Source organism: Paraburkholderia sp. J67 (assembly GCF_905220265.1).
Taxonomy (GTDB): domain Bacteria; phylum Pseudomonadota; class Gammaproteobacteria; order Burkholderiales; family Burkholderiaceae; genus Paraburkholderia.
On sequence record NZ_CAJMZK010000007.1, the window covers coordinates 52,599 to 75,387 of the forward strand.

The 22,789-nt window shown below is 62.6% G+C and carries 17 protein-coding genes; 8 read left to right on the forward strand and 9 right to left on the reverse strand.

Features of this window, described 5'->3' with window-relative positions; translation table 11 throughout:
• Positions 1 to 7 precede the first annotated feature (7 nt).
• Positions 8 to 1,042 (reverse strand): DUF1254 domain-containing protein, encoded by a 1,035-nt coding sequence (locus U5782_RS15535; protein WP_322044733.1) that lies wholly within the window; start codon positions 1,040 to 1,042, stop codon positions 8 to 10.
• Between the two features lie 620 nt (positions 1,043 to 1,662).
• On the opposite strand from U5782_RS15535, the gene U5782_RS15540 reads away from it, so the two are divergent.
• Positions 1,663 to 3,066 (forward strand): 3-deoxy-D-arabino-heptulosonate 7-phosphate synthase, encoded by a 1,404-nt coding sequence (locus U5782_RS15540; protein ID WP_322044734.1) that lies wholly within the window; start codon positions 1,663 to 1,665, stop codon positions 3,064 to 3,066.
• Between the two features lie 606 nt (positions 3,067 to 3,672).
• Positions 3,673 to 5,085, forward strand: coding sequence for an undecaprenyl-phosphate glucose phosphotransferase (locus U5782_RS15545; RefSeq protein ID WP_322044735.1), 1,413 nt, complete (start codon positions 3,673 to 3,675; stop codon positions 5,083 to 5,085).
• A 59-nt stretch (positions 5,086 to 5,144) separates the two neighbouring features.
• On the opposite strand, the gene U5782_RS15550 is transcribed toward U5782_RS15545, so the two are convergent.
• The 5 genes from U5782_RS15550 to U5782_RS15570 form a co-directional block, all read right to left on the reverse strand.
• Positions 5,145 to 5,972, reverse strand: coding sequence for a WecB/TagA/CpsF family glycosyltransferase (locus U5782_RS15550; RefSeq protein WP_322044736.1), 828 nt, complete (start codon positions 5,970 to 5,972; stop codon positions 5,145 to 5,147).
• 656 nt (positions 5,973 to 6,628) lie between these two features.
• Positions 6,629 to 7,972 (reverse strand): lipopolysaccharide biosynthesis protein, encoded by a 1,344-nt coding sequence (locus U5782_RS15555; RefSeq protein ID WP_322044737.1) that lies wholly within the window; start codon positions 7,970 to 7,972, stop codon positions 6,629 to 6,631.
• A 49-nt stretch (positions 7,973 to 8,021) separates the two neighbouring features.
• Positions 8,022 to 9,677, reverse strand: coding sequence for a glycoside hydrolase family 44 protein (locus U5782_RS15560; protein WP_322044738.1), 1,656 nt, complete (start codon positions 9,675 to 9,677; stop codon positions 8,022 to 8,024).
• Complete coding sequence (locus tag U5782_RS15565; RefSeq protein WP_322044739.1) at positions 9,655 to 10,878, reverse strand: hypothetical protein; 1,224 nt, start codon at positions 10,876 to 10,878, stop codon at positions 9,655 to 9,657. The genes U5782_RS15560 and U5782_RS15565 overlap by 23 nt, the downstream gene beginning before the upstream one ends.
• 130 nt (positions 10,879 to 11,008) lie before the next feature.
• The gene (locus U5782_RS15570; RefSeq protein ID WP_322044740.1) at positions 11,009 to 11,728 is read right to left on the reverse strand and encodes a polysaccharide biosynthesis/export family protein; all 720 of its coding nucleotides are present in this window, start codon (positions 11,726 to 11,728) and stop codon (positions 11,009 to 11,011) included.
• A gap of 232 nt (positions 11,729 to 11,960) precedes the next feature.
• Between U5782_RS15570 and U5782_RS15575 the strand changes: the two genes are divergently transcribed.
• The 5 genes from U5782_RS15575 (at position 11,961) to U5782_RS15595 (ending at position 18,887) form a co-directional block, all read left to right on the forward strand.
• The gene (locus U5782_RS15575) at positions 11,961 to 14,060 is read left to right on the forward strand and encodes a hypothetical protein (RefSeq protein ID WP_322044741.1); all 2,100 of its coding nucleotides are present in this window, start codon (positions 11,961 to 11,963) and stop codon (positions 14,058 to 14,060) included.
• Positions 14,061 to 14,093: 33 nt separating this feature from the next.
• Positions 14,094 to 15,077 (forward strand): DUF6492 family protein, encoded by a 984-nt coding sequence (locus U5782_RS15580; protein WP_322044742.1) that lies wholly within the window; start codon positions 14,094 to 14,096, stop codon positions 15,075 to 15,077.
• A 321-nt stretch (positions 15,078 to 15,398) separates the two neighbouring features.
• Positions 15,399 to 17,117, forward strand: coding sequence for an Ig-like domain-containing protein (locus U5782_RS15585; RefSeq protein ID WP_322044743.1), 1,719 nt, complete (start codon positions 15,399 to 15,401; stop codon positions 17,115 to 17,117).
• Positions 17,118 to 17,272: 155 nt separating this feature from the next.
• Positions 17,273 to 18,016, forward strand: coding sequence for an SDR family oxidoreductase (locus U5782_RS15590; protein WP_322044744.1), 744 nt, complete (start codon positions 17,273 to 17,275; stop codon positions 18,014 to 18,016).
• Positions 18,017 to 18,143: 127 nt separating this feature from the next.
• Positions 18,144 to 18,887: a type IV toxin-antitoxin system AbiEi family antitoxin domain-containing protein gene (locus tag U5782_RS15595; protein ID WP_322044745.1), complete on the forward strand. Its 744-nt coding sequence runs from the start codon at positions 18,144 to 18,146 to the stop codon at positions 18,885 to 18,887.
• 26 nt (positions 18,888 to 18,913) lie between these two features.
• Here the strand turns inward: U5782_RS15595 and U5782_RS15600 are convergent, their stop codons facing one another.
• Entirely contained in the window at positions 18,914 to 19,291 is a 378-nt protein-coding gene (locus U5782_RS15600) for a BON domain-containing protein (protein WP_322044746.1), read from the reverse strand.
• Positions 19,292 to 19,562: 271 nt separating this feature from the next.
• Between U5782_RS15600 and adh the strand changes: the two genes are divergently transcribed.
• Positions 19,563 to 21,083 carry an aldehyde dehydrogenase gene (gene adh / locus U5782_RS15605; RefSeq protein ID WP_322044747.1) on the forward strand — a complete coding sequence of 507 codons (1,521 nt, stop codon included), beginning with the start codon at positions 19,563 to 19,565 and terminating at the stop codon, positions 21,081 to 21,083.
• A gap of 253 nt (positions 21,084 to 21,336) precedes the next feature.
• Here adh and U5782_RS15610 read toward each other — a convergent pair whose 3' ends face one another.
• Positions 21,337 to 22,260: a LysR family transcriptional regulator gene (locus U5782_RS15610; protein ID WP_322044748.1), complete on the reverse strand. Its 924-nt coding sequence runs from the start codon at positions 22,258 to 22,260 to the stop codon at positions 21,337 to 21,339.
• Positions 22,261 to 22,350: 90 nt separating this feature from the next.
• Complete coding sequence (locus U5782_RS15615) at positions 22,351 to 22,623, reverse strand: superinfection immunity protein (protein ID WP_322044749.1); 273 nt, start codon at positions 22,621 to 22,623, stop codon at positions 22,351 to 22,353.
• Positions 22,624 to 22,789: the final 166 nt, after the last annotated feature.

Here is a 22,789-nt window from a genome sequence, read left to right on the forward strand (position 1 = left end):
GGTCGCGTCAGTTCGCCTGCACCGCCTCCGGAAAGTGCCACTGTCCGTCGAGCACCGCGGCACGAGGCCGATAAAGCCGAACCATATAATTCCAGCCTTCGGTCGTTGGCAGGCAGTTCGGAATCTTGCCGTCACAACCGCCAAACTGGACGTTGACCGATCCGTCGGGCTCATGCTTTGCCGTAATGTTATTAATCGTATAAGCGTTGAGATCGTTTTTCTGGAAAAATCCCTTGGCGTTATAAACACTGATTGACCAGAATCCATCCACCGGAACGTCTTTCGCCCGCAAGCGGTAAAGGGTCTTCCCGTCGTTCTTCTGCGGCACAACGTTCAGGTAGATCGCAGCATGATCCGGATTGCCGCCCCACGCGGTAGCGGCTCCTATCAGATGGCGCACGGGATCCACCTCTGCCTTTGCACCGAACATACCCTTCGAATCCGGTAGCGTGGCGCCGAGCACCAGCAACGCTTCACGCACCTTCTTCTGGCTTTCAGGATCCCAGTCCGGGATGTCGAATTGCCCGATGCTGGCCTGCTTCACGCCTATAGCATCCTGAAGACGGTGCGCCACAGCAAGGTCGGCAGGGTCGTCGGGATTGACCAGCGTTCGCACGGCCAACGTCACATAACGGCTTCCAATCTGCGCGCGGGTGAACGTATAGACTCCTGCGCGGTAGATGACCTCGGGCGTGTACTCATCTTCGGTGATGACCTGAAGGGCCCTGTAGCGATGGCCCGCATCCGGCAACGTGATGGTGAGCGGCCCTGCATCCAGGTCGAAGACACCGACCGAATAGAGCGTGTCGCGATTCGGTCGAACGATGGGTTGATTGTCGATCGGCGCGACATCGCGATTGTGGGAAAACTTGCCTACCCCACTGATTTTGGCGAGATTCGCGAACGACAGGTCGCTTTCGGCGCGAACAAAATTCTTGACGGTCACGGGCACACGCCCTGGCGCACTGGATTGCGCGAATGCAGGAATAGCGCTCATCAGGAATGCCGCGATTGAAGCATGATGCAAGGTGAGTTTTTTCATATATTTTTTCTGCTTTCAAAGGATAGATCACCAATGGAAAAGCATTACTAGCGACTAAATGAAAATCATTCTCTTACCGCGCCGGAGATCGAAGCCATAGCAAACAGAAACGGAGGCGGTATTGAAGCATCAGAGTGTCCCATTCCCAATTAGGCGATCGCATAAATCAACGTCTTCATTCCCAATCCATATCATCAGAACCTTATCACCGATGTGCGTCATGAGTTTCTTATTCGTCATTGAAAGGACGTTTATAAAATTTATAAGCAGACTTTCCGAAGACGATGCGAACACATGCATGAGCACGTTGCACGCACGCAGATCTTCGCTCAACAAACACGCATCGCTTTAGTAGGATTCCCGAATATATTCGCGAGCAGCAGAATGACCGACTCACGACCGCGTCTTGCCGATCGCCAAAGTACCGCATAGCCTGGCATGCCCCCGCCCTCATCTTGCGACCCGCTTTCATACGCCGCCCGCCTCACGCCAGCCCAGTCCAGTCCAGAGCAGCGGTCTCCTTGAACCCGCAAGCAAGGCCTGCGTTAAAAACTTACAATCCCTATACCGCGACGCCATTCCGGGCTGCGCGACATAGTCAGGACTTCACCCGCTCCTTCATGCCGCCCCTGCTGCCGCCTTTGCTCGATCAAACGCTGCGCCGCGTCGACCGGCGCTATCGTCTGCCGCCGCTCGCCGCTGCCGCATCCTTGACGGACGCAGACGGCCCGGCCACGAAGCTCGCCGTCGTGATCGAAGCCGCCCGCCGGGACATCGCCCAGGGACAGGTTCCAGACACGGCGCTCAAGCGCATTTTCATCGACGCACTCGCCCAGATGATTCGCCACGCGATGCGCGACGAGGCGGGCGACGCCGCGCTCCAGGCCACGGTGCTACGCCATCGCGTCGTGCAAGTTCGCGAGTACGCTTCGCTCGCTGCTGACGCGAACCAGGATCGGCGCGCCATCCATGCCGCCGTCAATGCCTTCGCGCATCCGGCCAAACTGCAACGGCTCGCGCATGACGCACCGCGCGCGGCGCTCGCGCAATTGCAGGCGGCTGCGTCGGCGCATGCGTGGCGGGATGTCGAAGCGGCATTGGCCAACCTGCTCGCGACGCCTGCCATCGCCGCATCCCCAACCCTCGCGCGCGACATCGAACAACTGGCCGGCAATGCGGCGCTCGGGCGCCTGTTGCGCCTGGAAGCGCTGGCGCAAGACGAGCGCGTGCGCAGGTACCAGTCCTTGCTGAACCGCAACGGCCCGCGCCCCGGGAGCGCACAGGCCATCGCCCAGGGCACGCGCTCGCAGCAACGCGGCGCGGCGGTCGAGACGCTGGCGATGCAGGCGCTCGATGCACTCGCCGCACGCCTCAACGACGCCGACACGGCCGGTCTACAGTATCGCGTCGTCACGTCGATGCGCGTGCCGGCAGCGATACCCGGCAGCCACGACCGCGCCAAGACCGAATGGGATGCGGTTCTGCTCGAACGCGCAAGGACGGACGACGACGATGAACGCTGCGCCTGGGACATCCGCCTGCTGGTGGAAGCCAAAGCGTCCGTCGATGCCGCGACGACCGACCTCCCCCGGCTGCTGCGCGGCCTGCGCCTGCTCGCCCACGCCCACACCCACACGGTCTATGGGTTCGAAACGCAACAAGGCGCCGTGAAGCTCAACGGTGCGTCGTTGCATGCCTTGACGGCGGACGAAGCCGGGGTGGCGAAAGAAGTGCTGTATTGCTGCGATGGGCCTGCCGACACGCCGCAGCGCCTGCTAGGCGCGGCAAGCCGGATGCAACTGCTGTCGGCGCCGGCGAGCGTCGGTTTCGCGAGCAAGCTGGCAGAGGGCCACCCTGCGAGCACGCACGAACTCGAACCTGTCTGGCAAGCACTACAGGAGTCGCCGCACTGGCATTCCGTGCTGAATCAATACCCGATGCTGAACCAGGTGCGCGACCTCATGGTGCACACGGACGACCTCATGACGGCGATACGCTCGCTACCCGCGAGCGTCGGGCGCTAATACGCAAAAACTGGCGGCTTGAATCAAACACCCAACGCATTCATCAGAATAAAACGCATTCGGGCACGAAAACGTTTGCGCGTGCTTGAGCGGCTTAAAAGTCCCCGCCCGCCCGGGTATTTATTTTCAAAGAAGCGACCGACACCATTCACGTAAAAATTACGTCTAGTGACCAATTGACCACACCGGCGTGTCTTTTTATCGAAGCCCCAGTTTCAGATACGCAAAAAACATACGTCGCTGGTAAGATGGGCGCGAATATCGGATGGCAGCTTGCTGCTCTGGAATATCGGCTCGAACCTAGACCATTCGGGTTGCCAGATCGAATAGCACGCGCCATCGGCCATCGGGGAAAGGCCATCCGCCTGCATGCATGAACCGAAGACGCACAGCTAAATAAGCGTGCGCCCGTTCGCAGCATGCTATCGACCGCCAGTCTTTCGGCGCGGGCATCGTCTTGCAGACGATACGCCCTGCCCGGCACGCTTGCGCCTGTTTCGCGAGAGACGTTCTCCCCATGCACCACCCGAGCCCCGGACGCGTTCGCGCCGCCGGGCCTGATGAACGCTGTCGAGTCGTTAGCTCCACGAACCAGCCGAACCCGCCATGTCCACCCAGTCTAGCCACCATCATCGCCTTTTCATGGCGCTGGCCGGCGGTATCAGCGCGGCCCTCAACGCGGGCGCCCTGGTCGCCCTGCTGCCGCCTGTCAGCTCGGGCGGCGAACTGCTCTATCCGCGCGTCCTTGCGGGCCTGCTGGCGATCGCGGCTTGCATTCTGTTCGCGCGTTTTCACTTGCTGGCGAGCGCACGCGATCTCTGGTGGATGCTCGGGCGCGGCGCGCTGCGTTGGGCGCGTCTGTTCGTCGGCCTCGCGCTGCTGAGCCCGCTCGCGCAGTTGAGTGCCACGAGCACCCTCGTGCTGCTCGCTGAATGGGCGGCGCTTGCACTGCCCCTGCAACTCGCCGGACTCGCCGTACTGCGCGGCGTCGCGCACAGCATCAACAATGCGCCCGGCAATCAGCGCGACGCCGTGTTTTTCGGCATGGGAAACGAGGCGCGCAAACTGAATCTGCGACTGCGCCGCTCGCCGATCCTCGGCATCCGCGTGATCGGCTACTACAACGATGCGCCTGTCGTGCCGCGTGCCGGTGAAACGCTGCCGCCGTATCTCGGCCGCTTTGTGGACGCCACCGCCCGCATTCAGGCCAATGATTTCGAAACAGTGTTTATCGCCATCGGTCAACCCGATGGCGAAAACATCAACAACGATATCCTCCAGCATCTCTACGATTCGACGGCGGCCATCTACTTCGTGCCCGAATCGCGCATCGTCGAGGATCTTTCGACGCGCAGCACAGACCTTGCCGGCGTGCCATTGCTCGCCTTGCACGACATGCCGATCCTCGGCCTTTCGCGCGTGCTCAAACGTAGCGTGGACATCATCGGCGCGACCATCATGTTGCTGCTGCTTTCACCAATCATGCTCATCATCGCGATCATGGTCCGCCTCGATTCGCCAGGGCCGATCCTGTTCCGCCAGCTGCGCTACGGCGAGCGCGGCGAGCCGATCGTTGTGCACAAATTCCGCTCGATGCGTGTGGCCACGCGCGATGAAGAAGCGGCCAGCAAAGGCACCGTGCGCCAGGCGGTCGCTGGCGACGACCGCATCACGTCGATCGGCAAGACGCTGCGCCGGACCTCGCTGGACGAACTGCCGCAATTCCTGGACGTGCTGAGCGGTTCGATGAGCCTCGTCGGCCCGCGCCCTCACGCCGCCGAGCACAACGAACTCTATCGGCGCCTGATTCCCGGCTATATGCTGCGCCATAGCGTGAAGCCCGGCATCACCGGCTGGGCGCAAATCAATGGCTTGCGCGGCGTGACCGACACGCCGGACAAGATGCAGCGCCGTGTCGAATACGATCGCTACTACATCACGAACTGGTCGCTGTGGCTCGATCTGCGCATTCTGGTGCGCACGATTCCCGAAATCATTTCCGGGCGCAACGCGATCTAGGTCGGGAAATAAAAAACGCCGGCGCCCTCTTCGGGCGCCGGCGTTTTTTCTTTAGCCGATCAAACCGTACCGCGCGACGCACGGCCGAGGCGCCACTGGCGCCAGCAGATGCGAATGAAGTGGCGATCGTCGACCAGATAGCGACGCCACAGGCGCGCCGGATCTTGCAATATGCGGTAGCACCACTCCACGCCCGAGCGCTGCATCCAGCGCGGCGCGCGCTTTTGCAGGCCCACGGCAAATTCGATCGCCGCGCCTGCGCACAGCATCAAACCGCCCGGCAGTGACGCGGCATGACGGAACGCCCAGCGCTCCTGCTTGGGCATGCCGATGCACACGAACACGATATCGGGCGCTGCCGCGCGCACGCGTTCGGCAATCGCGTCGCCTTCCGGACCAGTCGGATCGAAAGACATCGACGGTGCGATCACTTCGGCGTCGAGCCCTGGAAAATAGTTGGCTAGTCCGTCGATCAGCAGGTGCTCCCGGCCCGGCTGACCACCCACGATCACCACCTTCCAGCCGCCCACGCGTGCTCGCTCGCACAAGCCGGGCAGCAGGTCGGCGCCGGTCACGCGGCCCGGCAAGGGCATGCCGAACATACGGCTCATCCACACGACGGGCATGCCGTCTGCGAACAGAAAATCCGCCGTGCGATAAAGGGCTTTGAGGTCGGGCTGCCGGTCGAGGCGCACGAGATGATCGACGTTCGGCGTGACCGCCACGCGCGCACGGCCATCGCGTTGCCGCGCGGCTTCGCTGAGCGCATCGAGCGCCGTGTCGAACGACACGGCGGCGATGTCCAGTCCGAACAGCGCAATCCTGGGCAACCCGTTAGCCCGCGCGGCCGCTTCTGGCGCGGCCGTCTGATAGAGCACAGTGCTCATTATTTTTTGAAACCCCGACTTCCCGCCCGGTACGCGCCACGCGTGCGCTCGCAAAACGAGCGCGGTCCAACGGCGCGATGCGTCCGACGTGATGTTTTTTGGTCTCCTGGCGTGTGCCAAGACGTATGGTTTTATGTGCGGCTAACTACAGACAGAATGTTACCAGCGCACCTCAAAAGCCGGGTGATATCGTCGTGTTTTTTCAGCGACAAATTAAAAAGAAATTATCCCGCGCGTGTTCGTTTCGATATAGGCAACGCTTCGAATGAAATCATTTCGTCACAAGGAAACGTTGCCCCTGCCAACACAGGAACGGCGGAAATATGTCGTAATCAATGGGCTAATCGACCTCATTCGCCGCGACCCGATGCACTCGCCACGGAGTGTCTCTATCGAGTTAATAACAAGCGAACAATTGGCGCGATTTAAAATACGGCGCCACGTAAAACAATCGGCAATATCACCCGAATGCGCGCGAAAATCCACGCAAATGGACCGCGCTAACGTTTGCGCGCGTGACAATCCGTGAATCGCCTCTTCACTCATTGCGCGCCACGCCCTTATCGTTGCTGGCGTCGGGCCTCTGACCGGATCGGGTTACAGCAAGGCCGACTTATCGCATACGGCGCGCGTACGGCGCTTTGTCGGCATCCTGATCAGCTACGAGCAAACCGTGAGTTGAGCTTGCGCCACAACGCAGGCAGCGGCGCAACACCCAGCAGGCGATGCGCGGACCACGCGGCGATCGCGCCATTGACCGCCACGGCGAGCGACGCGGCGGCGGCCGCACCAACGCTGCCGCCCAGCGGCGCGAGCACGGCGAGACCGATCAGCAGCACGGCCACCGAATAGAAGTTGATCCGGTACAGCACGGACGTGTGCGCCGTCATGCCGAGCAATTCCGGCATCGCGGTGAAGCAGGCGGCGGCCAGTTGACCGAGCGCGAGCACGCGCAGCGCCGCTGCGCCCGCGCCATAGCCCGCGCCGAACAGCGCCAGCAGGTGGCCCGGAAACAGCAGCATGCAGGCCGTGAGCGGCAACGCGAGACACAGCACGATGCCGACCGCCTGCGCCGCGCTGCGCTGCAATCCCTCCAGATCGTGGCGCGCGTAGAGACTCGCGAAACGCGGCGCGGCCATGCCCGTTACGCCGCTGATCAACAGATTGACGACCAGCGCAAGCCGCCAGGCCAGCGCGAACAAACCGGTCTCGCGCGACGTCGCGACGATGCCGAGCACGATGGCGGGCGCCGACGTAATCAGCAGCTTGGTGAATTCCAGGCCGAATAGGGACAAGCCAGCCTTGAACAGACGCGACGTCTCGCCTGCCGATGCCGCGCCGGCCGGTACTGCGCCCAGCGCCCGCTTGAGCAGGATCGCGCCCACCAGCGCGGCCAGCGTGAAACTGGCGGCAATCAATATCAGTGCGTGCACAACGGTCATGCCGCCCGCGAGTTCGAGCGGAATCGCCACAACGCAAAAGATCGACGGCCAAAGCCACGAATAGATCATCTGGCTGTAGCCCACACGCTGTAGCCCGGCGAGCGCGCCCGCCAGCGCCGCACCGACGTTTTGCGGCACGAATACAAGCGCGCCCAGCACGAGCGGCCACGCGAGGTCGGGCTTCTTCAGCACATGCTGCGCGAGCGGCACCGCGCAGGCCGCGAGCAAGATCGAAACCGTCGCGGACGCCACGACGACCCGCATCAACGCGCGGCGAATCGTGGGGCGCACGGCGTCGCTACGCCCCGAGGCCACGTCCACGGCGATCTGCCGCGTGAGCGCCTGATCGATGCCCAGACGCCCGAAGCCTGCCAGCGCCACCATCGTGCTGAAAACGATATAGAAGTTGCCGGCCTGGACCACGCCCAGCGCCACCGCGACCAGCAGATGGAAACCGTAGCGGCTCGGCAGATCGAGCAGGCGCACGCTGAGGCTGATCAACGAACCACGGATGATCGAAGCGCCGCTCGAAGCGGGCGCGGTCTGGGTTTCGCTCACGTGCGGGCTGTCCGGTTACAGAGATCGAAAGAGAAGAACATGAAACCGATCACGACGCCGCGCCGCGCAGCACGAACAGCGTCACGCTTTGCGCCGGCAGGCTCGCGCGCAAGGTGCCGTTCGTGTAGTGCACGTCCTGCGCGCGTGCGAGCTGGTTATTCGCCAGTTGCCACGTCTCGGCTACGCCAGTCGCCGCGAAATTCGCGAGCGTCACGGCTGCATCGGCAGGACGGTCCAGTTGCTTGTTGACGACAACGAGCGTGAGCGCATGATCGCTGTCGCGCAGCGCCGCGAATGCCGCCACCGCATCCGCGTCGGGCACGCTGGCCTTGACGCTGGTCGCGCCGAACGCGCCGCCCGCGCCGTCGTAGTTGCGATAGAGCTTGATCGCCTTGTACACCGGCATCGACGCATCGATCGTGCCCCAGCGCGTGGCGATATCGAGCCCTTCGCGCCCGAAAATACCGAGCAGATCCGCCTGCGCCGTCGCGCCGCTCATCAGCTTTTCACCGCCCCAGTTATATTCGGTCAGCGCGATGGGCGTGCCCGGGTAGTAGTACGTATCGACCCAATGGCGCATCAGCGGAATCAAGGCCACCACGCTGTTGATCCACGTGGGGTCCGTGTAGTGCGGGTCCCAAAGGTCACGCGTGGAACGGTTGCGCTTGAGCGCTATCTCGGGCGTGTCGGCCGCGCCGCTGTCCGCATACTCGCCGCCCTGCGGGTAGAAGTGCAGACTGAACACGTCGACGGGATGCCCCGCCGCCTTCCATTGCGCGAGCAGCCAGGGCACGTAGTCCATGCCCTGAGTCTGGGTCTCGCGGTCAGGCGTTTGCGTTGTATCGTGCACGATCTGCTGGTCGAAGCCGCTGTGGAAATAACCGGCCCAACCCCACTCTTCGGGTGCGACGACCTGCGCGTGCGGGTCCGCCGTTTTCACGGCGCGCGAATACACGATCACCTTGTCGGCGATTTCGCGGGCATGCGCGCCCACGGGATGCAGATCCCGGTGCGTGTCGTGCCACAAACTTGATTCGTTATCCATAGCGTAATAACGCACGCCACCCGCGTTCGCGCCGCCGAACTGCGCAACCAGCGCGGCCACGCGCGCCTGTTCGTTCTGCGGATCGTCGGGCACGCTCGCATCGTTCGGGTCGTTGCCCGCGATCGGCGCGCCGCCCTGGGCGATACCGTTCCCCGCGTCGGGCATGCCGTCGACATCATGGTTCGGCTGTGCCCCGTATTTGGCGATCGAAAAGCTCGCCAGCTTCTGCCGCTGCGGCCCGAGCTTCGCCACCCGGCCCAGCATCGGAATGGTCACGATGGGCTGCGCGTTCGCCGCCTGGCTCAGCGTCACGAAGCGCTCGCCGAACTGTTCATTGATATCGGCAGGATTGACCGCGGCGCTTTCGAAATACCAGTCCTTGCCCGCGTTGCGCGCGTCGAGCCGCCAGTTATAAGCCGATGCACTGTTGCCGCCCGAGCGGTTGATCGGTACGCGCAAATCGCGCAGCGTCGCGGTGTTGCCGAAGTTGATGCCATAAATCAGCGGGCTGATTGGATGGCGATTCGCGGCCGCATCGACAGCGATCGCCACCGGCGTCGACGTGCCGGACGTCGCTTCGGTGCACGACGCCGCGCACATCAGCGACAACGCCGCCCCGAACGGCGCGATGAAAGTTTTAGGGCGTCGCGTGCGCAGCATGATGGCTCCGTGAATCAACAGGATCGGCATGATCGTCCAGACCGCCCGCGCGCCAGACATAGACGAAGATCGCGAGAATCACCGCGGTCTCGCCCGGCGTGAGCGTCGGCGGGTAGAAGAACGAAATCACCAGAATATAGATGAGGTAGTCGTACAGCGCGCCGAGAAAATCGTCGTCCACCTTCGCGCGCAGGCGCCGGTAGAGGAACAGTCCGCGCAGCTGGTAAAACAGGAGGATCGTCGCGCCGATCAGGCCGTATTCGAACACGATGCCCAGCCAGGTGATATCGGCAAGAAAGAAAAAGTGATGAAAGAAGTCGAACAGGCTGTCGTGGCTCGTCGGGCTGATGGTGCCCACACCGAATATCCAGCGCATCGGATCGCTGCCGAGAAAGCGCGAGGCGAGCAGAATCGACGTGCGCCGCGTATCGAAGCCGCTCTCGGCACTCGTGTCGAACGTGCTGGCCAGATACCCCATCGAGAATATCGCCGTTAGCGCGAACGGCGCGCACAGCAACAGGGCGATGCGCACGATCGGCCGCGACCACCACAGCGTATTGATGATCAGCACGCCCATGATGCCGATGATCATCGCGCGTGTCTTGACGATCAGCAGCGTCACGGCGAACGCGACAAGCGCGCCGCACAGGTAGCCCGCATGGCGCTCGAAGAATGCACGCCGATAGCAGAAAAACAGCAGGATGATCGGGAAATACATCGACATGCGGATGCGGTGCCCACGACCATCGTCGGTGAAAAACTGCGACTGGCCGATCACATAGTGACCGCTGTACCAGCTCGCGGGGACCACGGCCCACATCACGATCAGCGCCACGATCACGATCGCGCCCGCGACGATAAAGCTGCGCTTGAGCTCGTGCAGGGTCGGCTCGAGCGCAAGCAGGACGGCCAGGAAAGAGAAAAAATACAGCAAGGGCAGCAATTTCACCTGCGCGGTCAGGCTGGTGAAAAAGCTCTCGTGGAAATAAAACATCGCCGCGACGCTCGGCAACAGCGTGAGCCATCCGAAGCTGATGAGAATCTGTCGCGTGCCTGGAAAGCGCGGCTGCGATGCGAGCCGCAGCGCGGCCGGCAGGGACAGCACCGGAAACGCCTTGGACAAGGCCCACAGCGGCACGAGCGCACTGATGTAGTGAAAAGTCTGGCCGAACAGCGGCAGCAGCGCGAGCAGCCATAACATGACGCGCACTCTTGCCGGTTCGGCTGAAAAGACAGGGGCGAGCCCGGCCGTCGAAGAGGCTGTTTCCATCTCGTACAAGGTGATCTGCCTGGAAGGGGTTCCTGTGCCGGGACCGGACTGCCACGCCCCTTTAGGGCCAGGTGGGATTGTTCGAGATGGAGAAGTCGAGGCTGCGGCTGAACGGCAGTACTTTTTCGATGTACTGATCGACCCATTGATCGACTTCGGCGATCGACGACTTCGGCACGAAGATCGTATCCGAGGCCTGCAACACCACGTCCTGGCTTGGATCGGCCATGTGAGTGAGCGCGTCGAAATTGACCGTGTGCAGCATCGGGCGGCCGTCCGGACTGCGCCGGATCAGCACGACCTCGTTGGTGCGCGCCGTATCGAGCAGACCCTGCGCGGCGAACACGGCCTGCATCACGCTCATGCCGGGACGCAACGCGACCTCGCCGGGATGCGCGACCTGGCCTCCCACATAAACATGGGCATACGACTGCGTGATGGCCACCGATGCATGCGCATTGCCCGCAACGCCATTGGTCGCGAGCGCACGGTCGATGTCCTGCGCGAGCTGCGTGACCGACAGCCCCGCCGCGGGCAGCGTGCCCGCGAACGGCATCGTCAGCGTGCCGTCCGGCGCAACCGGCCCGTGAAAATTGAGCTCGCTATTGAAAGGCAATGTAATCGAGAGTTCGTCGCCGGCCAGGATGCGATAGACCGAAGGGGCCGTATCGACCCATGTGGCAAAGTTTGCCGGTCGCTGATATTGCGGCTCCACCCAGGTGCGGGTGCAGGCGGTCAGCGTCATCAGCACCAGGACGAAAGCCGGGCGAATTGTCTTCATCGAGCGAGTGGTTGGTGGCGCTAACTGCCTGTTCCGTGGGCGCAAACGATAAGCGCCGAAAAGTGTCATCAGGGAACGACAGGGGCCGCGCTAAATTTATAGAAATGCAGACTGCGTCATGTTTTCTTACGTATTATATGCGCCTTCGGTATCTAACTTGTGGGCCGGGAACCACAACCTTATGGTTATTACAACTAGGACCAGGCCTGAGCGCAGAGCAGTTGTTGTTGACTTGACTATCCGGGATTATCTCAACACCTTTTTTTATTACCGCAAGATTGCAGCAGCGGTATTTTTTGCCATTGTCGCAATGGGTGTGGTGGTGTCGCTTGCGGTGCCCATGCCCTTTCGCGCCCAGGCCACCCTGCTCGTCCTGCTTGCCGGTTACTACGATCAGTCCAACAATGCCAACGGTTCCTCCGGCCTGCAACCCGTCGCCGGCCAGCTCGACAGTGTGGAAGCGCAGATCCTCAGCAGCCCTGAACTCCATCGCGACGTCATCATTTCGAAATTGGGTCCGAGCGCGAGCGAGCGCGAAATCAACGCCCAGTTGCAGGATTTCGAGCACCGCCTGCATATCGAGCAGAACGATCTCGCCAACACGATCCAGCTGTCCTACTACGATGCCGATCCGAAAGTCGCGGCCGATGCGCTCGCGCGCCTGCTCGACAAGTATTTCCGCCGCCGCGCGACGATTTTCACGTCGGGGCGTGTCGATTTCCTGACCGGCCAGCTCGACGACGTCAAGGCGCAACTCGACCGCGCCAATGCCGATCTACTCGCGTTCCAGAAGCAGCACGGCATCGTCGACATCGACGACCAGATTTCGCGCGCCGTGTTGCTCGAAAGCCAGCTCGTGCAGAACAAACTGGCGAACGACACCCGGCTCGCCCAGGACCGTGGCGAACTGAAGTCGATGCAGGCATCCTCGAAGGGCGTGCACGCGACCATTCCGATCTACACCGACGACTCCGAGGCCGCGCACGCGCTCGACACGATGCAGGTTTCGCTGATGCAGCTGGAGACGCGCCGCGCCGATTTCGCCTCGCGCTACCTGCCTGGCTCGGCCTTCGTGCAGCAACTCGACCAGCAGGTCGCCGACATGCGCGCGAATATCGCGCGCCAGAAGCGGGAAATGACCACGGCGACCCGGGTTGGCCACAACGACTATTACGACGTGGTGCAGGGCAAGCTCTCCACGCTCAATGCGAGCATTGCAGGCGAAACCGCGTTGCAAGGCGCGCTCGACGGGCAGATCAAGGACGCACGCACGCGGCTGAAAAACCTCAGCGATATCTCGAGCCAGTTGCGCCAGTTGCAGGCCAGCCGCGACCTGCTCAGCGACAACTACAAGGAGCGCGCACGCCAGGTCGAGCAGGCAAAGATCCAGCAAGGCCAGGTCAGCGAAGTCAACAGCACGAACGTGCGCGTGATCCAGGCGCCGTACCCGCCTTCGGTGCGCAGCGTGCCGGGCCGCCTGATCATCGCGGCAGCGCTCGCGGCGGGCCTCGTGATTTCCGCGCTCGTCGTGCTGGTGCTTGCGACCCTGCGCGAAACTTTCCTGAGCCCGGAGCAGGTCGAACGCTCGCTGCTGCTGCCGGTGCTGGCTGCCCCGTTGATGCTGGGCGGCGCGCGCCGGCCCGGCGCACAGAGCATCGCCAGCGCCGACGCGAACGCCGCCAGCCGCCCCGCGCATCTGGCCTACGGCCGCATGATCGCCGCCATCAACGCGAGCACGGATGCCCGTTCGAAGGTGGTCATGGCGCTGTCCTTCGGCGATCACGACGGCTTGCAGCCCGTGATTCGCGGGCTCGCCGTCGAACTGGAGCACCGCTCGGCCCGACCCATTCTCGTGCTCGATCTGGCATCGGCGCCCGATGCGGCGCCGCTCTACGGCCAGCCCGACGGACAAGGCCTGCTGCCCTGGCCGGGCCATAGCGCCGCGCGCGAACGCACCAACGCGCCCACCGACGTATCGGGCAGCCACGGCCTCGTCTATGAGCATGTCGATGGGCACAATATCGTAGTCGCGCGCACGCACAACGGCATGTTCCCCTCGTCGTGGCAACAGACCCGCCAGCTCTTTGCCGCGCTGCGCGAAGCGCACGACTACATCGTGCTGCATGCGCCGCCCGCGAGCCAGTCGTTCGCCGGCATCGAAAACGCCGCGCTGGCCGACGCGACCTTTCTCGCCGTGCGCGCCGAGACGACCCGCAAGCCCGTGGCGTTGAGCCTGAAAACGCAGGTGCAGGATGCGGGTGGCCGCCTGGTCGGGTTCGCCCTGACGCATCGTCGCGGCTACATTCCCGACTTCGTCTACCGCTTCTTCTAATAACTCAAAGTGCCGGCGAACGGCCATAACAACATGACCCAAATCAGCGCGATCCTGCCGCTCAAGACCCGGGGACGGCACTACGCCGACAACATCGGCCGTTGCGACATCCTGTTTTCGTCGCTGCGCCACTTCACGACACCCGAGACCTTTCACCGCTTCGTGCTGGTGGTGCCGCACGACGAAATCGACGAGGTCAGGGGCTACGCAAAGGCGTGGGCCGATTTCCCGGTCGAAGTGATCGACGAGTCGCTGCACATGGGCATTTTCGCGGAGTTCTCGCAGCGCCATCAGATCCGCAACTGGCACCGCCAGCAGATCCTCAAGCTGTACGCGCCCGCCTTGATCGAGACCGAGTATTTCCTCGTGTTCGACCCCGACTGTTTCGCCACGCATCCCTTCACCGCCGACACGCTGATCCGCGACGGCCGGGCGCTCACGCATTTTCAGCCGCGCGACAAGGGGCAGCGCTTCTGGGAGGCTTCGGCCAGGCTGCTCGACGTCGATCCGGGGCTCGACCGTCAAGGGCTCTGGTGGACGCCGACGATTCTCTCGCGCACGCTCTGCCTGAATCTGCATCGCCGCCTGGAAACCCAGTACGGCACCGACTGGCGCCGCGTGCTGCTCGCCAACTACGCGCTCGACTGGACCGAGTACACGCTGTACTGGCTCAACGCCGACCGCGAAGGTCTGCTCGATCAGTACCACGTGGGCGCACAGCCGGGCGAGCGCACGCTGCACGCGAGCAACAGCGTGTGGTACGCGGACGAGATGAAGGAATGGAGCGGCGCCGAGCACTTCGCAAAGGATAGCGACGGCCTCTTTGCCGTGATCCAGAGCAATACGCGCATTCCGCTCGAACAGGTGGTGGAGAAGCTTTCGCCGTATTTCCCGATCAGCGTGCAGGCCTACGAGCGGCACTTCGATGCGACGCTCAAGGGCGCGGAGCTTTATTCCGCCGTCGCGCGGCGCGGGCTCAAGCTGCTCAACAAGTTGCGTGGCGTGGTGACGGCTTGAGGGCTCGGCGGAGTCCATCGTTGAGCCTTTAGCCAGGCGGCTTCGACATCGGCACGCAAGCGAGGTCGAAGCTGAAGCCGCGTTGATTTATGAATTGCCCCTCAATTTTTCCTCCGTCCTTCCGATAAAACGACCGTGCGCTAAAAACGCCTTCAAGGCGAAATAGCCGAGCCCATATTTTTTTCGATTAATCAATTTTAATCGAAAAGGCGAAGTCTTTTTATTGGCGCAAACGTTAGCGCGCGCATTAATCGATTAAAACGGCCATCCATTGCGCGGGAAATCGACACATCGAAATTCGAAAGGAGCAGGAAAGTATTCATGAGGTTTAAAGTACGACGCCGTTTTTCAATCACCTTGACGACCACGCTTGCCACGCTCGTGGCGCTAACCGCGTGCGGCGCCGGGTCGAACGCAACGACCCTCGCGGCCACCGAACCCGGCACGCCCACCATGCCGACCTATGCCGTCGATGCGGCCCAGCAGACCGTCATCAACTGGAGCGCAAGCGCGGACGCCACCTCGTACACGCTGTTGCGCAACGGCGCAGTGCTCGCGAGCGGCCTGACGACCACGCACTACGTGGATGCAGCCAACTCCGGCCATGCCGGCAACTATGCCGTGGAAGCCTGCAATGCGGCCGGCTGCTCGCAGCCTGGCGCCGCCCTGTCCGTGCCGGAAAGCGGCAGTACGGCACCGGGCAAGGTGACGAGCGTAATCCTCAATGTCAGCGCGCTGACCCTCGACGCAGGCAGCACGTATGCGCTCACCGCGACGGTGAGTCCGTCCAACGCCTCCAACCCCGGCGTGACATGGAGCAGCGCCGCGCCCGCCATCGCCTCGGTCGATGCGAGCGGTCAGGTCACGGCCATCGCAGAAGGCTCGGCTGTCGTCACCGCCACCACGGCCGACGGCGGCTTCGTTGCCCGCGCAACAATCACGGTGCAGCCGGCGGCCATCGCCGTGACCGGCGTGACGCTCGCCCCCACCACGCTGACGCTCGCGCCCGCGCAATCCGCGGCCTTGACGGCGAGCGTGCAGCCCGCCAATGCCACGAGCACCACCCTGACGTGGGCCAGCAGCGACAGCCAGGTGGCAAGCGTGACGAACGGCGGCACCGTGACCTGCGGGGCAACCGGCAGCGCCACGATCACGGCCGCGACGAGCGACGGCCATCAGGCAAGCGCAAGCGTCACGTGCGCCAGCCCCTTCGCCGTGTTCGAATTCCTCAAACTGAAGTCGTACCAGAACGCGAGCGGCGTCAATGCGATCTCGGACGCCTGGTTTCGCAGCCTAGGCATCTCACCGCTCAACCTGATCTATTCCGGCAACCTCGTCACCTGCCCGCTCTCCAGTTGCACCGATCAATACACGGTCGACGCCACCAAGATCGCAACGGCCGCCGCGAGCGCGGACAGCACCGGCGCCACGCCCGTGTCGCTCGACCTCGAAGTGTGGGACACAAAGCGTTTCTATCCCACCACCGCAACCGGCAATGGCCAGAGCATCGTGCAGAACCTGAGCGACGCGCTGACCGCCTTCAAGGCCGACAATCCCGGCGCGCGCGTGGGCCTCTACGCCGAGGTGCCGCAAAACACCTTTGGCTGGAGCGCCACCACCACGCAAACCTACGACACGCTCAATGCGAAATATGCGGCAGTGGCGGCGCTCGTCGACTACTACAGCCCTTCGCTCTACAACTATGGCTACGACGGCACCGCAACCGGCGACGCGAACTGGAACAACGCGGCGATCTACGCGATCGATCAATCGCACGCCTTCGACACGCTCAACGGCACGACGAAGAACGTGCTGCCGTATATCACACCGGTCTGGACCGACAGCAGCGGCGCGAGCCAGTTGCTCACCTACGACCAGATGCTGTATCGCCTGAAAGCGCTCAGAGCAGCAGGCGCGGACGGCTGCGTGCTCTGGATATCGAGCGGACAGAAAGACCCCGCCACCGGTCAGTTGCTCGTGATCGATACGACAGCGGGATGGTTCAAGGCGGTGCTCGATTTCATGAGCGGTAGTGCGTGAGCGGGTCGCATCGACGCGTTCGAAACGCATTACGGATCGAGAAACGAGGCGTGGCGGGTTCGCCGCCAGAAACCGGCGTTGATCGCTAGACTGTCCACACTCGCGCAGCACGCTGCGCCCGAACACTTCACCCATCACTCACTCACGCACGCACGATGAACACCACCCGCCCCGTTGCGCTCATCACCGGTTCGACGTCTGGAATCGGCGCGGCCATCGCCCGACGACTCGCGCGCGATGGCTATGCCGTCGTCCTGCATTCGCGCAGCTCGGCGCAGGCCGGCCAGGCGCTCGCCGAAGAACTGGGTTGCGCCGCCTACGTGCAGGCCGATCTCGCCGACGACGCGCAGCGCGTCAGGTTGATCCGCGAGGCCATCGCGGTATGGGGCCGGCTCGACGTGCTGGTCAACAATGCCGGCATCAGTCGCGTGATTGCTCATGACGATCTGGCAGCAGCCACGCCGGCCGTGTGGACCGAGCTTCACGAGGTGAATGTGATTGCGCCGTTCCGGCTCGTGACCGAGGCACAGGCGGCGCTACGCGAAGCCGCCGCTCGCGGCAAACCAGGTTGCGTGATCAACGTGAGTTCGCATGCGGGCGTGAGGCCCAAGGGCGCGTCGATCCCTTATGCAGCGACCAAGGCGGCGCTCAATCACGTGACGCGCCTGCTCGCGCTCTCGCTGGCGCCCGAAATTCGCGTGAATGCGGTGGCGCCTGGGCTCGTGGATACGCCACTTACGGCGGACTGGACCGGCGCGCAGCAACTCTGGAAGGAACGCTCGCCGATGCGCCGGGCCGCCACGCCCGACGATATCGCCCAGGCCGTGGCCATGCTCGTCGCCTCCGACTATCTGACCGGCGAAATCCTGCTCTCCGATGGCGGCCTGAACCTCACTTAGCAGCTTTGCGCGAATCCATACTTTTTTCGTATCAAATACAAAAATTACCGGGTTCAATTAAAATAAATCATGCGCGAGATCGAGCCTTCTGGCCAGCCGGTCCGCCCGTAACCCGTCATTCGAACACATGGCCAGCAAGACACTCCTACGCCTCATGGAAGGCGTCCCGCGCGGACAACCGCTCGACCCGCACATGCTGCGCGATTGCGGCGTAAGCGCGCAACAGACCACCTACTTCGTCAGCGCCGGCTGGCTGCAACGTCTTTCCAAAGGCGCCTATCTGCTCGCGGGCGATCAGCCCACGCGCGCCGGCATCCTCGCGTATCTGGGCCGGCACGCTACCGGCCTGCATATCGGCGGCAAGACCGCGCTGGAGTGGCAAGGCGGCCGGCTGAGCATCGACGCGCACACGCGCTTCGTGCTCTGGGCCGAGCGCCCCTACGTCATGCCCGACTGGCTCGACGCGCAGTTGCCCCACACGCTGCAAACCACGCGCCTCTTCGACGACGCGCTGCCCGACAAGCACGCCGTCGCGCCGCTACCGAATCTCGATCCGTCGATTCTCGTTTCGCGGCCTGAGCGCGCCTTGCTCGAACTCGCGAGCGATATCGGCAAGCGGGGCGGCAAAGGGCAATCGCTCGACGAGGCCGTCGCCATCGCCGCCACGCTGCACGATCTGCGGCCCAAGGTGCTCGACCGGCTGCTCTCACACTGCACGCGCGTGAAGGTCGTCAAGCTCGTGCGCGACCTGGGCGCGGCGAGCGGCCACGCATGGGGCCGGGATCTGCAACAGCATGTCGACCGGCTCGGACCCGGCAAACGCTGGACGAGCAGCCGCAAGGGTGTGTCTGCGCTGAACCTCAAGGCATGATCGCGGGCTCGAACCGCGCGACCGGATCAACCGTTGCCGCCATGAAAGAGCGAGAGCTTGTTCGTGACTGAGGTCACGCCCTGAACGGAACGCGTGACGTCCTCGGCCTGGCGGATCTGGTCGCCGTTGCGCACCGTGCCGCTCAAGGTCACCGCGCCATCGCGCGCCCGCACGAACACACCCGATACATCGAAACCCGAAGTCTTGCCGAGCGCGCGCCGCACCGCGCGCGCCAATGTGCGGTCGGCCTTGGTCGCATGCCCCGAATGCGCCGGGGCAGACGCCATGTTGGGCGTCATGGCGTCCATCGGCATGCTCGCGGACATGGCGTCGTTCTGGGCGTAAGCGGCCGCCGCGAACAGACTGAGGGTCAGGGCCGAAACGACACGTGATGCTGTTTTCATGACGGTCTCCAAGGGAATCACGGACATCCGAAACATCAGTTCAAAGCGTCAGTACAAAGCGCGCGCAAGTCGCGCACGGATTGCAATACGTACCGTACGCCTAAACGGATGCGCCCTCCCTGCGAGCGGCCACTCCGGCTTGTGCAGCGCAAAATCAAAACTTCGGACGTCATGCGCCGACGGGCGTAGTATTCCTTGCGATACAACGTAGCCGCCTTTCCCCTGTCGGTCCACCGACGTCCATCAGCGACGATTTGCGAGGAGCATCCGCATGAACCACGCAGAGTTGCAGTACCTCACCACGGACTACCCATACCGCAAGCAGTACGAAAATTTCATCGGTGGACAATGGGTCAAGCCCGTCGGCAACGAGTACTTCGACAATATTTCACCGATCACGGGCGAGCCCTTTACGTCGATTCCGCGCTCACGCGAAGCCGATGTCGAACTCGCGCTCGATGCAGCGCACAAGGCGAAGGATGCCTGGGGCCGCACCTCTCCCGCTGACCGCGCGAATATCCTGGGCAAGATCGCCGAGCGGATGGAGGCCAACCTGATGCGTCTGGCCGTGGCCGAGACCATCGACAACGGCAAGCCGCTGCGCGAAAGCTGCGCGGCCGACATTCCGCTCGCAATCGATCATTTCCGCTATTTCGCCAGCGCGATCCGCGCACAGGAAGGCGCGATTTCGCAGATCGACAACGACACCGTGGCCTACCATTTCCACGAGCCGCTAGGCGTGGTCGGCCAGATCATTCCGTGGAATTTCCCCATCCTGATGGCGACGTGGAAGCTCGCGCCCGCACTCGCAGCAGGCAACTGCGTGGTGCTCAAACCCGCCGAGCAAACGCCCGCCTCCATCCTCGTCTTGATGGAGTTGATTCAGGATCTGCTGCCAGCGGGCGTGGTCAATGTCGTGAACGGATTCGGGCTGGAAGCGGGCAAGCCGCTCGCCTCGAACAAGCGCATCGCCAAGGTGGCGTTCACTGGCGAGACCACCACGGGCCGGCTCATCATGCAGTACGCGAGCCAGAATCTCATTCCCGTCACGCTGGAGTTGGGCGGCAAGAGCCCGAATATCTTCTTCGCCGACGTGATGGATCACGACGACAGCTTTATCGACAAGGCGCTGGAAGGCTTCACGATGTTCGCGCTCAATCAGGGCGAAGTCTGCACTTGCCCGTCGCGTGCGTTGATCGACGAAAAGATCTACGACCGCTTCATGGAGCGTGCGCTCAAGCGCGTCGAAGCCATCGTGCAGGGCCACCCGCTCGACACGAAGACGATGATCGGCGCGCAGGCCTCGCAGGAGCAACTCGAGAAGATCCTGTCGTATCTCGATCTGGGCAAGCAGGAAGGCGCGCAGTGTCTCACCGGCGGCACGCGCAATGCGCTCGATGGCGATCTGAAGAACGGTTATTACGTACAGCCAACCGTTTTCAAAGGCCATAACAAGATGCGCATTTTCCAGGAAGAGATCTTTGGACCGGTTGTGTCGGTGACGACTTTCAAGGACGAGGAAGAAGCGCTGCAAATCGCGAACGATACGCTCTATGGCCTGGGCGCGGGTATCTGGACGCGTGACGGCACACGCGCGTATCGCTTCGGCCGCGCGATCCAGGCGGGACGCGTCTGGACCAACTGCTATCACGCTTATCCGGCGCATGCGGCGTTCGGCGGCTACAAGCAGTCGGGCATCGGGCGCGAGACGCACAAGATGATGCTCGACCACTACCAGCAAACCAAGAATCTGCTGGTGAGCTATAGCGACAAACCGCTCGGCTTCTTCTGATCGGTTTTTACTGGTTCGCGGCCAGACGCGCGCCCTGCCTCACGGCGGGGCGCAGCTGTTTTATGCCTCGCAGAATGCTGCACCGGTTTGCCTGTGTGCCTAAGTACCCCAGACCAGCCAGGATAACGGGCTGCATCACAGCCTTATTCGCTCCTCTTCTCCCGATGCATACGCCCAGTACCGGTGAATCACCCGATGCCGGAATCGAAACGCGCGGGCGCTCACGGTGAGCGCAGCGCCAGCGGCAACAGCGTCACGCGCGTGACGCATCCTGGCCTCGCGCGCGCGACTCGAAGAACGCCGTTGCGTGATCGATGAAGGCACGCACCTTGGCGGGCATCAATGTCCGTGTGACATAGGCAAGGCGGATTTCGATGGCATGATCAGCCAGTTCGTATCCTTCCAGCAATCGCACCAGTCGACCGGCCGCCAGATCGTCGTGTAGCAGCGCTTCGGGTAGCACGCCCAGACCAAAGCCCTGTCGAACCATCTCGCGGTTAAAGACAGGGTTATTCGATGCGATATCGAATTTCAGCGAAACCGAACGTTCTTCCTCGCCGACCTTGAATGCAAGCGTTGGCTTTCTGATGGACGGGGAGACCGCAACGAAAACGTGCTCGGCAAGATCTGCCGGTTCGGCTGGCGCGCGGTGCTTCTCAAGATAGCCCGGCGATGCAACGATAATCTGCGGAACGCGCTCAAGAAGCCTGGTGACCGTGGTGTCGCTCGTCAGCATGTAGGGCACGACGATTCCCAGATCATAACCATCCGCAACCAGATCCACGGGCCGCTCGATTAGGGTCACGTCAAGACTGACCTTGGGATTCTGGCGCTTGAAACTCGCCAGTAGCGGCACGAGACGATCGACAGTGGCAGTCGTATGCGCCACCAGACGCAGAACGCCGGTCGCCTCCCTGGCCTCGTTAAATGTCTCGGCTTCGAGCGACTCGAGATCGTCGAGAATCCCGACGCAACGCTCGTAGAATCGCTCGGCCGTCTCGGTCAGCGAAATCTGCCGGGTTGTCCGATGGAACAGGCGGCTTCCCATGCGCTGTTCGAGTGATGCAATCGCCCGGGAAACGACGGGCGTCGTCACGCCCAGAGTGTCGGCAGCCCGTGTGAAGCTACGTGCCTCGACCACCGTGCGAAAGACGCGCAACGTCTCGACGTAATCCATAGCCATCCACCCCGCTAGAAAGCATGACGTAACCTATGACGAATAGTCGAAACGATTGATCTAAATGCAATATACACAACGGCGTGTGGATCAGGACGAACAGGAAGACCGTTCGACCCGTTTTTCGTAGTCGCCTGCTTTGCGCCACCGCGCAGCATTTGCCGCGGTACGACTGTCCGTGTCCTCTGAACTCACGGCCCAACTGAAGGCGCCCATCCATCCGGTGACCGTCCATCCAAGCAGAAGATTGAGCACGAATATTCGCGCCGCCTCCTGCTTCATTTTTCGCTGGGCAATCATGGCCGGCATGAAATAGGCGGTTGCGACAAAGGCAAACAGCAAACCTGCAAGGATCGAATGCACGGGACACCTGACTATTGAATCATCTGACGCTCGATTCTATGCCGGTGTCGCTGGCGGGTGCAGCCCTGCGGACGCAGAACACTGTTGACCAGATTATCAACATGCATGCCACCCCATATTTGTCGACAGCACGCAAAGGGTAAGCCTCCTGCACCTCGCAGCGGCG

Coding starts and splice junctions, on each gene's coding strand:
- U5782_RS15580 (WP_322044742.1), top strand. CDS start 14,094: ATGACCCAAATCAGCGCGATCCTGCCGCTCAAGACCCGGGGACGGCAC.
- U5782_RS15595 (WP_322044745.1), top strand. CDS start 18,144: ATGGCCAGCAAGACACTCCTACGCCTCATGGAAGGCGTCCCGCGCGGA.
- U5782_RS15565 (WP_322044739.1), bottom strand. CDS start 10,878: ATGTTATGGCTGCTCGCGCTGCTGCCGCTGTTCGGCCAGACTTTTCAC.
- U5782_RS15535 (WP_322044733.1), bottom strand. CDS start 1,042: ATGAAAAAACTCACCTTGCATCATGCTTCAATCGCGGCATTCCTGATG.
- U5782_RS15585 (WP_322044743.1), top strand. CDS start 15,399: ATGAGGTTTAAAGTACGACGCCGTTTTTCAATCACCTTGACGACCACG.
- U5782_RS15540 (WP_322044734.1), top strand. CDS start 1,663: ATGCCGCCCCTGCTGCCGCCTTTGCTCGATCAAACGCTGCGCCGCGTC.
- U5782_RS15570 (WP_322044740.1), bottom strand. CDS start 11,728: ATGAAGACAATTCGCCCGGCTTTCGTCCTGGTGCTGATGACGCTGACC.
- U5782_RS15560 (WP_322044738.1), bottom strand. CDS start 9,677: ATGCTGCGCACGCGACGCCCTAAAACTTTCATCGCGCCGTTCGGGGCG.
- U5782_RS15600 (WP_322044746.1), bottom strand. CDS start 19,291: ATGAAAACAGCATCACGTGTCGTTTCGGCCCTGACCCTCAGTCTGTTC.
- U5782_RS15550 (WP_322044736.1), bottom strand. CDS start 5,972: ATGAGCACTGTGCTCTATCAGACGGCCGCGCCAGAAGCGGCCGCGCGG.
- U5782_RS15545 (WP_322044735.1), top strand. CDS start 3,673: ATGTCCACCCAGTCTAGCCACCATCATCGCCTTTTCATGGCGCTGGCC.
- U5782_RS15590 (WP_322044744.1), top strand. CDS start 17,273: ATGAACACCACCCGCCCCGTTGCGCTCATCACCGGTTCGACGTCTGGA.
- U5782_RS15610 (WP_322044748.1), bottom strand. CDS start 22,260: ATGGATTACGTCGAGACGTTGCGCGTCTTTCGCACGGTGGTCGAGGCA.
- adh (WP_322044747.1), top strand. CDS start 19,563: ATGAACCACGCAGAGTTGCAGTACCTCACCACGGACTACCCATACCGC.